The organism is Vibrio sp., from assembly GCF_984391705.1.
Genome location: NZ_CFHWOM010000026.1, coordinates 38630 through 51683, shown reverse-complemented (window position 1 = coordinate 51683; position 13054 = coordinate 38630). Strand labels below are relative to the sequence as shown.

Genomic DNA, 13054 nt, shown 5'->3' with positions numbered 1-13054 from the left:
TTTGAGATTTAACAGCTGCTAGGTAACCGAAGTAAGTCCACTGGATAGCTTCTTGAGCTGTAGTCGCAGGACCAGAAATGTCGTAGCCGTAAGACGCTGCCATTTCTTTCATTTGACCTAGTGCACGGTGCTGCTCTTGAAGCTCTTCACGCAGTTGCATAGTCATCTGTAGATCGTCGCCAGCTTCTAGTTTCTCTTGAGTAGAGTGGAACTGAGCTACTTTGTCCTTCATTAGGAAGTCTACACCGTAAAGTGCTACACGACGGTAGTCACCGATGATACGACCACGACCGTATGCATCTGGAAGACCAGTTAGAACACCAGACTTACGACATTTTAGGATGTCAGGCGTGTAGATATCGAAAACACCTGCGTTGTGTGTTTTACGGTATTCAGAGTAGATTTTTGAAACAGCTGGATCAAGAGTCTCACCGTATGCTTTACAAGAACCCTCAACCATGCGGATACCGCCGTTAGGGATGATAGCACGCTTAAGTGGCTTCTCAGTTTGAAGACCAACGATTGTTTCTAGGTCTTTCTCAATGTAACCAGCATCGTGAGAAGTGATGGTAGAGATAACAGAAGTATCGAATTCTACAGGTGCTTTAGTTGCGTTTTCCTGTTTGATACCTTCCATTACCGAAGCCCAAAGCTTGTTAGTAGCCTCAGTACCTTCAGAAACTAGGAAAGATTCGTCGCCTTCATACGGCGCGTAGTTCTTTTGAATGAAATCACGAACGTTTACTTCATTTTGCCACTCACCTGCAGCAAAACCTTCCCAAGCTTTAGCAAATTGCTCTGCCATGACATACCTACCTTTTTAGTAGAAAAAACACGTACCTATCAAACCATTGAGCCAGTTCGATTCCCATCGCTGGAGCGGTACACTCTTATGAATAACAATATGTATAGCCTCTAAATACTCTTACATAAAGGGCATAAAACTATAAATATTGTCACTACTTTTTACATGGTGTCTTATTAACTTGGTTTCAAGGATAAACTAAAAAAATTCTGTAAACCTTAAACTAAATCAATAAAACGCCCTCTAGCTAAAAAAAATTTAAAAATAGTCCTTGATACTCAAAAAAAGTTGAGAGCCAAACTTGGCTCTCAACATACATCTATTAAAGGAATGCAGGGATGCCGTACTGGCCTTCAAGCATACCAACTGCAAGCATTGCGACTAGACAGATAACAAGAACACCTACAGGGATAACAATCTTGTCAACAAATGATAAACGTGCAGCGCGCTCTTTATCACCAATCAGGCCGTTGTTATCAAGTAGCATTGTTAACGCCCATGCTAGTACCGGGTTAACAACTGCCGAGCCGAAAATACAGATACCAGCAGCTTGAGAGTCTTTAGAATCTTTAACCATCTGCATACCCGCTTCAAGTAACGGAAGTGAGACACCTACAAGAAGAGCAACGCGCATTACTGGTGGCCATACCGCGATGTCCATCGGGAAGCCAAGAATTGCGATGATCATAACCAGAAGACCAAGAAGAATTGCACCACCTGGAATAGGGCGCTTCGCAATTGCTGCAGGGATCATGTATGTGCCCCAAGACGACGTAATGTTACCGCCACCTACCGCGGTACCTACCATTTGACGGATAGAACACATAGTCATAGTGTCATCGACGTCCATCAGTACTTTTTCAGTCTTTTTAGGGTAGTTCAGTTCTTGGAAGATACGATGACCAAGGAAGTCTGGCGACCACATTGCTACCGCAAGGATTGCAAATGGCAGTGATGCAATAAAGTGCTCAGCATTTGGAAGACCTAGCATCCAACCTTCTTCTGTGCTGCCCCACCAGTAAACTGGGTTTAGGTTAGGAAGACCTGTTTCGGTTACAAACTTGATATCAAAACCAGCGCCAAAAACGAGTGCAATCGCCAAACCTGTGAAAGCACAAACTGGAATTGCTAACCAACGTTTGTTTACTTTAGCTAGGAAAGCGTACAGAGCGATAGTCACGGCAAGAACGATAAGGCCAACGTAACCCATGCTACCAGCAGCTACGGTGTCAGATTGAAGACCCACTGCCCAAGCTTGGATTGAGTTTATTTGACTCATGGTACCGGTTAAGCCAAGGAAGATAAGCAAGCCACCTGCTGTACCTTGCGAGGTGAGGTTTACTAGCTTAGAGCCACCTTTAAGGAAGCTTAAAAGCAGACCAAATACACCGATAAGGATTGCCAATGCAAGAGGGTGTGCACCCGCTAGAGCGATGGTGCCGATAAGGGGAATCATTGGGCCGTGGTTACCAGCGAGGTTAGCTTTCGGGTTGATAAAACCAGAAGCTAAAACACAGAACAGTAACGCAGGGATTAGCATTTCTACACGAGCAACTTCGATGGCGAAATCTTTACCTAGGTTTACGTGATCCCATGCTGCTGTTAGACCCTCTGCCCAAGACATCATTACCGCAGAGTACATTGCGATAATACCGATAGTACCTGCAAGTGCTGGTACCAAATCTTCTAATTCGAAACGGAAGTCACGACCCGGTAAGTTAAGACCAAATCGACGAGGCTTCATGATTTGAAGTTCGTGGTCTAAGTAGTCGCTTCGGCTTTCAAAATCGGAAGCTGGACGGTGCAGCTCACGATAGCTCTTGTTTTCGATATCCGAATCAGAGTGCGGTTTATTGACTGCGTCTGACATAGATTCCTCATATTTAAAAAGTTAATGATTCTTGGAAGAGCCGCCCTTAATTATTGTATTTGGGCGTTCTTGTAAAAACTCGCACAGCTTCCTGCATTAAAGTCCTTCTTCTATTGCCATGTAGCGCAAAGCTTGCGTGCTTAAGCTTAGACAATAATAAAGACAAAAATTCGCTTATTGAGGCTTTTATCTTTGTCGCGAGTTTAACGTGCTAACCCTTAAGAGTGATTGATTTAGATCACTTTATGAAAGAATGTGAAAGAAAACTACACAGTTATGGGTTGTGGTTTAAATGGTGTTAATTGAACCTGAAATTAATTTTCATAATGTGAGGTTTATAAGACGAGTTTACTCGTGTGAGCACAAGTTCATATCGATGTGTGTACTAAGATTGAAGTAGATCTTGTTTTTATAAAATTGTTAATTAATCGGTGTTTGGTTAAATGTGTTGCTTGATTCGATTTATGCGAGAAATGAAGCTTTTTAAACTAAAAAGTGAATGTTTAGTCATATGATCTGGCTATATATCTCAAAATTGCAGGTTAATAATTTGTTGCATGTTTTGGGGTCTAGTGCTAGTTTGTATCGCAATGTGGGCAAAACCTCCGCATCAACCCATCAAATTGAACACAGATGGGAAAAATAATAACAGGGAGTTAAGCGCATGAAAGATGTACCAGCGCTAGATATTAAAGATTTACATAAGACTTTTGGACAAAATGAAGTTTTAAAGGGCATCTCATTAGAGGCCCACAAAGGGGACGTTATCTCTATCATCGGATCTTCAGGGTCCGGAAAAAGTACCTTTCTTAGATGCATTAACCTTTTAGAGACACCAACCGCAGGTGAGATTTGGGTTAATGGTGAGCTAATTCAGATGAAAAACAACCGCCAAGGTGAAGCGGTTCCTGCAAACGAGAAACAAGTTCAGCGTATCCGTTCGCGCTTAGCTATGGTTTTTCAAGGATTCAACCTATGGTCTCACTTGACGGTATTAGAAAACGTCATTGAGGCACCTGTCCATGTATTAGGTGTACCTAAAGCACAAGCTATTGAAAATGCAGAGCTACTGTTGAAAAAAGTGGGCCTCTACGAACGTAAAGATTATTACCCAGGTCACTTATCAGGTGGTCAGCAGCAGCGCGCTGCCATTGCCCGCGCGTTAGCCGTAGACCCAGAAGTTATGCTATTTGATGAGCCTACATCGGCTTTGGATCCAGAGTTGGTAGGTGAGGTTCTCGGTGTAATGCGTGATTTGGCTGAGGAAGGCCGAACCATGCTGGTGGTAACTCACGAAATGGCATTCGCTCGTGATGTGTCGAACCATGTGATGTTCTTGCACCAAGGTTTGGTGGAAGAGCAAGGTCACCCCGACAAACTATTTACTAACCCAGATTCGGAACGTCTACAGCAGTTCGTCTCTTCAATTTACTAGCTGTATTAAACAGCGAATACAACATAAGCAATATTTAAAATAAAAAATCACAGGAGTATGGAAATGAAAAAGTGGTTATTAGCAGCAACATTAGCTGCAACAGCAGTATCTGGTGTTGCTCAAGCGAAAGATTGGAAAACAGTTCGCTTTGGTATCGAAGGTGCTTATCCTCCGTTTAGCTGGACTGAAGCCGACGGCTCTCTGAAAGGCTTCGATGTTGATATGGCCAATGCGCTTTGTACTGAAATGCAGGTTAAATGTAAGATCGTTGCGCAAGACTGGGATGGCATTATTCCTTCTCTACTTGCTCGTAAATACGATGCGATTATTGCGGCAATGTCTATTACAGAAGAGCGTAAGAAGAAAGTGGACTTCACTGGCAAATACGCGCTTATCCCTAACAAGTTCATCGCTAAGAAAGGCGCAGGTCTTGATTTTGACAACTTAGACGGCCAAAAAATTGCGGTACAACGTGCAACGACGCACGACAAATACCTAACTGACAACTATGGCGACAAAGTTGAAATCGTTCGTTACGGCTCTTTTGATGAAGCGTACCTGGATCTAGCTAACGGTCGTGTTGCTGCGGTATTAGGTGATGCTTCTGCACTGGAAGAAGGTGTGTTGAATAAGGCTGGTGGCGAAGCATACGAGTTTGTTGGTCCATCACTAACAGATCCTAAGTGGTTCGGTGACGGTTTTGGTATTGCGGTTCGCAAGCAAGACAAAGACCTAACTAAGAAGCTTGATGCAGCGATTCTATCTCTACGTGAGAAAGGTGTTTACCAAGAAATCGCTGCGAAATACTTCAACTACGACGTTTACGGTCAGTAAACTCGATAATAAGGCCGCTGATATGTTCCTAGAGGTAATCAGCGGCCAAGTTATATTTAAGTCTAGGGATCAGGAACTCACCTATGCTAGATCTACAAGGATACGAAGCCTCTATATTTAAAGGGGCCATAGTGACCATAGAAGTGGCACTACTCTCATTACTGCTTGCAGTAGTTCTGGGCATGCTTGGTGCGCTTGCAAAAATGGCACCTTACCGATGGGCGAGAGCAATCGCGACCTTATACACTACGGTCATCCGTGGAATTCCCGATTTAGTCCTCATGATGCTGATTTTCTTTGGTGGACAAATCTTATTGAACAACAGCCTCTATTCGATTAATGAATGGCTTAATGAGTGGTTCGCATCGAGCGATCCTAACCATGAATGGACGTCATACCTACCAGATTACATTGATGTAAGTCCATTCATTGCAGGCGTATTGACTATTGGTTTTATCTTTGGCGCGTACATGGCAGAAACGTTCCGAGGTGCAATTATGGCAGTAGATAAAGGCGAGCTAGAAGCGGGTAAAGCTTACGGTATGAGCCCAATCATGTCTTTTCGTCGTATTCTATTACCCCAAATGATACGTCATGCACTGCCTGGTTTTGGCAACAACTGGTTGGTATTACTTAAAACTACAGCGCTGGTTTCCATTATCGGCTTGGAAGATATGGTTCGAGTGAGCGCATTAGCGGCTGGCTCGACAAAAATGCCTTTTACATTTTACATGGCTGTCGCAATGGTTTTCCTATTGTTCACCAGTATCTCAACCGGTCTTCTTAAGATCGTTGAACGTAAATTTAGTATTCATGCGAGGTAGAATATGGACTTTTCATTGATCGTTGAAAGTTTACCAATCTATCTTGAAGGCCTTTGGACAACAGTATGGTTGGTGTGTCTGGCCCTTGTGATCGGTTTATTTGTAGCAATACCACTAGGTGTAGCGCGAAACAGTCATAATTATTTTATTTCAGGCCCAAGCTGGGCGTTTATCTACTTTTTCCGTGGTACTCCACTTTTGATCCAGCTGTATCTGATTTACTACGGAATGGACCAATTTTTTCCGGTTAAAGATACGCTTTGGGAAAACGCATGGTTTTGTGCTTTGGTCGCGTTTGTATTGAATACATCAGCGTACACCGCTGAAATTATTCGTGGAGCGATTAACGGGTTGCCAAAAGGTGAGGTAGAAGCAGCGAAAGCTTATGGCATGAGCAACTTTATGACTTATCGCCGCATTATTTTGCCAAGTGCATTGCGCCGAGCACTTCCGGCTTACAGTAACGAAGTCATCTTCATGCTGCATGGTAGTGCGGTTGCAGGTATTGTCACCATCGTGGACTTAACAGGCGCGGCACGTTTGGTGAACTCACGCTATTACGCACCTTTCGAGTCATTTTTAACGGCAGGTCTGTTCTATATGGCGTTGACCTTTATGATCTTATGGTGCTTTAAACATGCCGAGAAGCGCTTCTTAGCCTACCTAAGACCACTAAGCTAATGATGATAAACGGCACCTTCGGGTGCCGTTCTTATTTGAGTTCTGTTATCGCGCTTCAAACTTTTTCATTCGTTTTCTATCTCAAGATTACTTTGCATCACTGCTTCTTTACACTCCCTAGAAATACATAAACAAAAATAATAAAAATGAGAAAAATGCATATATACAAAGGATTAGCGGTTACTTTATCTCTTGTGCTAATAGGCTGTGGCGGCGGCGGAGGGAGTGCGGAGAGCACTTCACCTGAAGCGATCACAGATGTAGAGCGCGCGTTACGCTCAGGCAATGCGCTTGAAGTAAAAGATTCGAGCGAGTTTATCTTGCACAACCAAGCATTGGTAGAGAGCTATAAAAAACAATTTGATCAGATAAAGAATACCATCAATGGGGATACGACGGGTCTGTTTTGGGACCCAACTCATGACGCAGCGATATTGTCGCCAACCTATGGTTTCAATGATTCCATCTTACTCACCAACAAGGCAATGCAAGATGGATATTCAGACCAATCTCTTTCTATAGGGGTTGCTGGCTTGGGTGATAATGCAAACCGCTATGCAGTACTAGCAAGTAACCCGTTTCGGACAGCTAAGCGGTTCCCTTCCTCTCTTAACGACCCGATGGCGCAGTGGATGGAAAACCTATTAGTTTGGCTGAATGGTAGGGCGATATCAGGGCAAACCGATGTCGTGATTGCACAGATGGATCAGTCTTATTATTTTCCGGATGAAATAGCGACACGGGAATGGCTAGATGCGCGTTTCAATAATGCGGTGCATTACAACTTAGCAAATGAGTGTGATGGAGCAGCTTTACTTAACTGTGTAGAAAATAACCCTGACTTATTGATTTTGTCACAGCATCTTCAGTCGGGGGATGCACTTGATCTGGTGGAGCAAGCAGTAAATCGGGCTCAGCAGTTGAATATTCCTATTTTGTACCTTCACTGGGATGGAGGTATGACAGAGCTTGGTCAATCATTGTTTAACACCTTCCATATCAATTATGTTGGTGATAACTATTGGCGAAAGTTGGGGGTTTCAGATTGGAATCCCAACGTGCTACTTAATTCAGTACCACCTCATATTGAACAACAACAAGCATTGTTAAAACGTCTGAGAGAGGACTCGTTTAGTGTTGATTTAAGTTTATGTGATGATAAATCGTGCCCAGATGAATCGAATATGGGGCTAGAGTTTTACCCTGCGGCTCAAAGTATTCGAGATCAACTACGTAACTTAGATGAACAAGGTAATAGACTTTTTGATTCTGCGAGTTACGAATATGAAAAATTGCTGATTTTGCTGGCAGACCACTACCGACAAGATGTCCAATATCCTATGGACAAAAACACGACAGAGAGAATTGATTTCTTACGTTCTTATTTTGCCGATCATGTTCAGTACAATAGCAGGGATGTAAATCCATCCCAGCCGGATATGGGAAATTTTAGCCGCAGCACTTTTGGAGAGGAAGTGGAACGCGTGACCCATTTGGTTGAACTGGAATCAAAACGAAGTTTTCGTTCTGCAGGTGTTTATGCTTTACCCGGAGAAACCTTTACCGTAACTCGCAATGATAATTCGCCAGTTGTTACTAAAATCGTGATGAATACTTTGCGCAGTGGGGCGACACACGAGTTTTCAGACAATGGTTACAAACGACCAAAATTACTGACTTCATATGCGTATACGGTTAAACCTGGGCAAACTATCCATTTAACCTCATCGTATGGTGGCCCTATTCAGGTGCAGTTTGATGTGAATGACCTGCCAGTAAAGTTGAGTTTTAAGGGGGTAGCGCTTCATCCAGTTTGGCGTAGCAACGAAGATAACGAAAGTTTTGTCGCTAAACTGAATGCGGATCTGTTTGACTGGGCAGAATTAATAACCCCAGGATTTGAGGTTCATTCTAAATCCGAGAAAATGATTGAATCAGTGGGGTCGGAAGATTGGGCTCAACCCGCTGATATGGCGCTGGCCACTGAACGTTACATGCACAATTTCCCCCATGCCTTGGCTGGTTTTCAAGGCCCAGGCATTGATCGAATCGATGATATTCATCAGTATGCTGAAGACAAGGGCTGGCAGATAGAGACCATCGATATCGTCAAACATATGAACGCAGATCAAGCCACGTGTGGTTACGGCTGTTCGGGCAATCCATACGATGCTTATTGGGCTTTCCATCCTTTAGGCCATGGTGACCTACATGAATTGGGGCACGGCTTGGAAAAGGGGCGTTTTAGGTTTGCAGGATGGGACGGCCATTCGACGACTAACTATTATTCTTACTACAGCAAATCACAATATTTTAAGGATACAGGCAAGGTATCAACATGCCAAAGTTTGGACTTTGAAGGGCAGTATCAGCTCTTGCAGCAGAGCCGCCAAGAGGCGGATCCTAACGCGTTTATGGCAGCACAAAACAAGACAGAATGGAGCTGGGGAGCGAGAGTTTTTATCCAGATTATGATGCAGGCACAGCAACAAGGCGTGATTGATAATGGCTGGCACTTACTTGGAAGACTGCACATATTAGAAAGGGAGTTTAATCGCCTAAAAGGAGATGAAGCGGTTTGGTTAGCTAACCGAACCAACCTCGGTTTTTCAAGCTATAGCCGTGACGAGGCAAACGCCATCAACAATAACGATTGGTTGTTGGTCGCATTTAGTACTATCACGAATCGAGATATGCGTGATTATCTGAACATGTGGGGGTTTAGTTTCTCAGATAAGGCAAAGTCTGAAGTTATTGCGAAAAGCCTTCAACCTATGCCTTTAAGCTATTTTGCGTCGAGCAGCACTGGGTATTGTCAGCAGGAGTTTGCTCAAACCGAGATACCGGTTGACGGGACAACGATTTGGCCACTTTAGGTCGAAACAGAAAGAGGAGGCAATGCCTCCTCTTTTTATTCATGGATAATTAACTAAGAATAATCAAAATAGTACCAGCTAAGGTCATTAAGATATTAGCTATGGCGTACGTACCCGCGTAACCTAGTGCGGGAATGGTTGATTTTGCGTAGTCATTCACAATGTCCATGGCAGGGGCACAAGTACGAGCACCAATGATTGCGCCAAACAGCAGAGCACGGTTCATTCTTAGAATATAGGCACCCACCAAATATGCGCAAACAACAGGAACAACACTAACCAAGAAGGCTAACCCTATAACTTGTACACCCACTTGCGAGAGGTGTTCGAACATTTTTCCACCAGCGCTTAAACCAATACCGACCATAAAAATCATCAGACCCAGATCTTTAACCATGTTCAGTGCGCCTTGAGGTACGTACCCAAAAGTAGGGTGGTTCGCACGTAAAAAGCCCAGAGTAATCCCTGATAGCAATAGGCCAACAGCGTTGCCTAATCCAAACGAAACTTGGCCGAATGTCATCGTGATTAAGCCGAACATAATCCCAAGAATAAAGAAGCTACAAAATGCCAATAGGTCAGCCATTTGGCTGTGAATGGAGATGAAACCGATTTTTTCAGCGAGTCCATGAACACGACTTTTTTCACCGCTCACTTGTAGAACATCCCCTTTAGCTAAGACGATGTCTAAATCCATAGGCATTTCGATTTGAGCTCGCACAACGCGATTTAAGAAACAGCCATATTCAGATAAGTTAAGATCAGAAAGGCGCTTTCCTGCAATAGAATCGCTTTTAACAACGATTTCTTCTTCCGCGATTCGTAAGTCGAGAAGGTTACGATCAAAAACCTCTTTACCGTTTCTAAAGCTAGGATCGAGCCTTGCGTGGCTATCAGGGAAGCCAACTAACGCGATCTCATCACCTTCTTGTAAGATTGCATCCCCGTCTGGATGGGCAAGGATACCGTTACGGCGAATACGCTCGATGTAGCATCCGGTTTGACGATAGATACCTAGCTCGCGCAGGTTTTTTCCGTCAGTCCAGTCGATGAGCTCTTGGCCAACGCGATAAGCGCGAATAATCGGCAAATATACCTTGCGTTGGCCCGTACTGCCTAACCCTCTTTCCTGCGCGATTTGTTGCGCAGAATCCGATAGGTTTTGTTTCTGCAGTTTCGGCAGTAGCTTAGCAAACATGATCATGCTGATAAGGCCAATTAAGTAGGCCATGGCGTAACCAACAGATAGATTTTCCAACACTAAAGAAAAATCCATATTACGCGGTACAGTTGCTAATCCCGAGTTAAGTGCATCTTGAGCGCCTACTAGCACAGGGGTTGACGTCAACGCACCAGCCATCATACCGGCTGAAAGTCCAAAATCTAATCCCAAATAATGGCTAGCGAAGTAGGTAATGAACACCGCAGTCGAGAGCACGACCATACTCAAAATGAAGTAGTGTTTGCCATCTCTAAAAAAGATGCCAAAGAAGTTAGGGCCCGCCTCAATACCAACACAATAGATAAAGAGCATAAATCCAATGGTGAGAGCATCAGCATTAAAGGTGAAACCAAGGTGGCCCATTACCAATGCGGTGACCAACACACCGATTGAATTGCCAAGTTGAAGGTTTCCAAAACGAATTTTGCCAATCGCTAGGCCGATGGCGAGAACCACGAAAATGAGGAGGATAGGGTTTTGCTCAAGCAAGTGTACGACGTCAATGTTCACTGGGCAGGTCTTGTATTAGTGCCGGGATAAGATAAGTGTGCGAATTGTATCTCAATATTACAAAATGAATAGTGAAAATTTTTATATTTTACCATTAGTTTACTTAGCCAAATGCTTGATGGGTTAGTGGTAAATCTATGATGTTGAAGGCATAAAAAAAGCCGCATTTAGCGGCTTCATTTTGAGTATTGATTACTTGTCGTCAAAAAGACCTAGGTGCTCTTTCGCATACGCTTCGAAGTCATCACAACCACCAATATGGTCTTGGTCGATGAAGATTTGTGGAACTGTCTCTACAGGTTTACCAACAGTTTTCTCTAGATCCGCTTTTGAAATACCTTCAGCATGAATATCAACGTAACGGTAGTTGAAGTCATCACGTTTTGCTTTCAGTGTTTCAGCGTGCTCTTTTGCGCGAACACAGAATGGACAAGCTGGGCGACCAAAGATAACTACGAACATATGTCTTTCTCCTATATTTTGTTAACAGCAACTATGCCCGATTCAGAGACGGAAATAAAGAAGCATTTACCTGTTGTTTCGATAGATGAAACCTATTGATGAAATTTTGATCTGCAGTCTAAACTTATCGGTATAAAAAGCGAATTAAGTCGATAAAACGGTATTTTTTGTATGGCTATTTCGTGCAAGGTGCACTAGTTCAATTTAATTTGCTAACGACACAGGCATGCTAATTACAGATTAAGTTAGTCCAAGGAGTGTGCTGGTTATGTTTCAGTTTATGACCTCAACCCGAATCATCTTCGGCGAAGGAGCGCTTCATTCTTCTCTCTCTGTCCTCAATCAATTTGGGTACAGTGTGATGCTTGTTTCCGGTCAAAGTATTGAGCGTGCGAAGCCAATTATCCACTATTTAAACTCGCAAGGGATGCGCTACCAGCACGTGGCGATTTCAGGTGAGCCTAACATTACTATGGTCGAAGAAACGGCATTGGTAGGGCGAAAGTTCAAACCGGATATGGTTGTTGCTATTGGCGGAGGTAGCGTTGTTGATATGGGTAAGGCATTGGCTGCCATCATTCCTAATCAAGGGGATGTTTATGACTACGTCGAGGTTGTCGGACGAAACGTCCCCTTAAAGTCCAAGCCTTTGCCTTTTATTGCTATTCCTACGACTGCGAGTACGGGCTCAGAAGTGACGAAAAATGCAGTTCTTCGTTCAGGGCAAGATCAAGTGAAAGTTAGTTTGCGAAGCCCAGATATGCTTGCTGACGTAGCGATCGTTGACCCAACATTAACCTACGGTACAGACATATATACATCAGGGCGGGGAGCAATGGATACGTTCACTCATCTGATGGAAGCTTATGTGTGCGGCGATCCAAATCCCCTAACGGACATGATATGTGAAGAAGGACTTCGCAGACTGAGTCGCTCACTATTAGCAGGTTGTTTAGAAGATGACTATCGAGCCAGAGCTGATCTGTCATTTGCTTCAATGCTTGGGGGGATGGCCATTACCAATGCTAAGCTAGGGGCAGCCCACGGGCTCGCTTCCGCATTAGGAGGCAAACTCAATGCGCCTCACAGTATTATTACTGCTCGATTAGCACCGCATGTAATGGCAGAAAATATTAAAGTTGCTCGGAAACTTGGGCGAAGTGACTTGTTGAGCCGATACAAAAAAATGGCTCAAATATTAATGGAACGCGAAGAAACGACCATAGAGCAAAGTATTACTTGGGTGAGTTGGGCGTTGTCCAAGCTTAACTTACCCCAGCTCAGTCAATTTGGCGTATGCGCCACCTCTTTTGAATTGGTAGCGGAAGATGCTCTAAAGTCGATAGCGATTAAAGGCAATCCGATACCGTTAACGAGGGAACGTTTGATCTGTATTCTTGAACAAGTCTGTGAGTGTAACGGCGAATGTGAACACAAACAGGAAGATGCAGTGATGTCGCAGACTACTTTATTACATAGTAGTGCTCCGCTTGAAGTGAATAAGATATCTAAGACGCAATAAAAAAGGAGCCGTT

10 protein-coding genes are annotated in these 13054 nt (G+C 43.7%); 6 read left to right on the top strand and 4 right to left on the bottom strand.

Features of this window, described 5'->3' with window-relative positions:
• Positions 1-805 (bottom strand): pyruvate formate lyase family protein (locus tag AC4MRV_RS13755; RefSeq protein ID WP_491187901.1); only part of this gene is annotated, 805 nt, incomplete at its 3' end.
• A gap of 322 nt (positions 806-1127) precedes the next feature.
• A complete protein-coding gene (locus AC4MRV_RS13750) occupies positions 1128-2675 on the bottom strand; it encodes a DUF3360 family protein (protein ID WP_491187900.1) in 1548 nt (515 codons plus the stop codon).
• A gap of 664 nt (positions 2676-3339) precedes the next feature.
• On the opposite strand from AC4MRV_RS13750, the gene AC4MRV_RS13745 reads away from it, so the two are divergent.
• The 5 genes from AC4MRV_RS13745 (at position 3340) to AC4MRV_RS13725 (ending at position 9325) form a co-directional block, all read left to right on the top strand.
• The gene (locus tag AC4MRV_RS13745; RefSeq protein WP_491187899.1) at positions 3340-4110 is read left to right on the top strand and encodes an ABC transporter ATP-binding protein; all 771 of its coding nucleotides are present in this window, start codon (positions 3340-3342) and stop codon (positions 4108-4110) included.
• A 63-nt stretch (positions 4111-4173) separates the two neighbouring features.
• Complete coding sequence (locus tag AC4MRV_RS13740; protein ID WP_491187898.1) at positions 4174-4944, top strand: ABC transporter substrate-binding protein; 771 nt, start codon at positions 4174-4176, stop codon at positions 4942-4944.
• A gap of 83 nt (positions 4945-5027) precedes the next feature.
• The gene (locus tag AC4MRV_RS13735; RefSeq protein WP_491187897.1) at positions 5028-5768 is read left to right on the top strand and encodes an ABC transporter permease; all 741 of its coding nucleotides are present in this window, start codon (positions 5028-5030) and stop codon (positions 5766-5768) included.
• A gap of 3 nt (positions 5769-5771) precedes the next feature.
• A complete protein-coding gene (locus tag AC4MRV_RS13730; protein WP_491187896.1) occupies positions 5772-6449 on the top strand; it encodes an ABC transporter permease in 678 nt (225 codons plus the stop codon).
• Between the two features lie 146 nt (positions 6450-6595).
• A complete protein-coding gene (locus AC4MRV_RS13725) occupies positions 6596-9325 on the top strand; it encodes an ImpA family metalloprotease (RefSeq protein WP_491187895.1) in 2730 nt (909 codons plus the stop codon).
• Positions 9326-9374: 49 nt separating this feature from the next.
• On the opposite strand, the gene AC4MRV_RS13720 is transcribed toward AC4MRV_RS13725, so the two are convergent.
• A complete protein-coding gene (locus tag AC4MRV_RS13720; protein ID WP_491187894.1) occupies positions 9375-11057 on the bottom strand; it encodes an aspartate:alanine antiporter in 1683 nt (560 codons plus the stop codon).
• 192 nt (positions 11058-11249) lie between these two features.
• Entirely contained in the window at positions 11250-11519 is a 270-nt protein-coding gene (locus AC4MRV_RS13715; protein ID WP_491187893.1) for a GrxA family glutaredoxin, read from the bottom strand.
• Between the two features lie 268 nt (positions 11520-11787).
• Between AC4MRV_RS13715 and AC4MRV_RS13710 the strand changes: the two genes are divergently transcribed.
• Complete coding sequence (locus AC4MRV_RS13710; protein ID WP_491187892.1) at positions 11788-13041, top strand: iron-containing alcohol dehydrogenase; 1254 nt, start codon at positions 11788-11790, stop codon at positions 13039-13041.
• Positions 13042-13054: the final 13 nt, after the last annotated feature.

Excerpts from the sequence above, each read along its gene's own strand:
- AC4MRV_RS13750 (WP_491187900.1), bottom strand. The coding sequence starts at position 2,675 with ATGTCAGACGCAGTCAATAAACCGCACTCTGATTCGGATATCGAAAAC.
- AC4MRV_RS13745 (WP_491187899.1), top strand. The coding sequence starts at position 3,340 with ATGAAAGATGTACCAGCGCTAGATATTAAAGATTTACATAAGACTTTT.
- AC4MRV_RS13740 (WP_491187898.1), top strand. The coding sequence starts at position 4,174 with ATGAAAAAGTGGTTATTAGCAGCAACATTAGCTGCAACAGCAGTATCT.
- AC4MRV_RS13735 (WP_491187897.1), top strand. The coding sequence starts at position 5,028 with ATGCTAGATCTACAAGGATACGAAGCCTCTATATTTAAAGGGGCCATA.
- AC4MRV_RS13730 (WP_491187896.1), top strand. The coding sequence starts at position 5,772 with ATGGACTTTTCATTGATCGTTGAAAGTTTACCAATCTATCTTGAAGGC.
- AC4MRV_RS13725 (WP_491187895.1), top strand. The coding sequence starts at position 6,596 with ATGAGAAAAATGCATATATACAAAGGATTAGCGGTTACTTTATCTCTT.
- AC4MRV_RS13715 (WP_491187893.1), bottom strand. The coding sequence starts at position 11,519 with ATGTTCGTAGTTATCTTTGGTCGCCCAGCTTGTCCATTCTGTGTTCGC.
- AC4MRV_RS13710 (WP_491187892.1), top strand. The coding sequence starts at position 11,788 with ATGTTTCAGTTTATGACCTCAACCCGAATCATCTTCGGCGAAGGAGCG.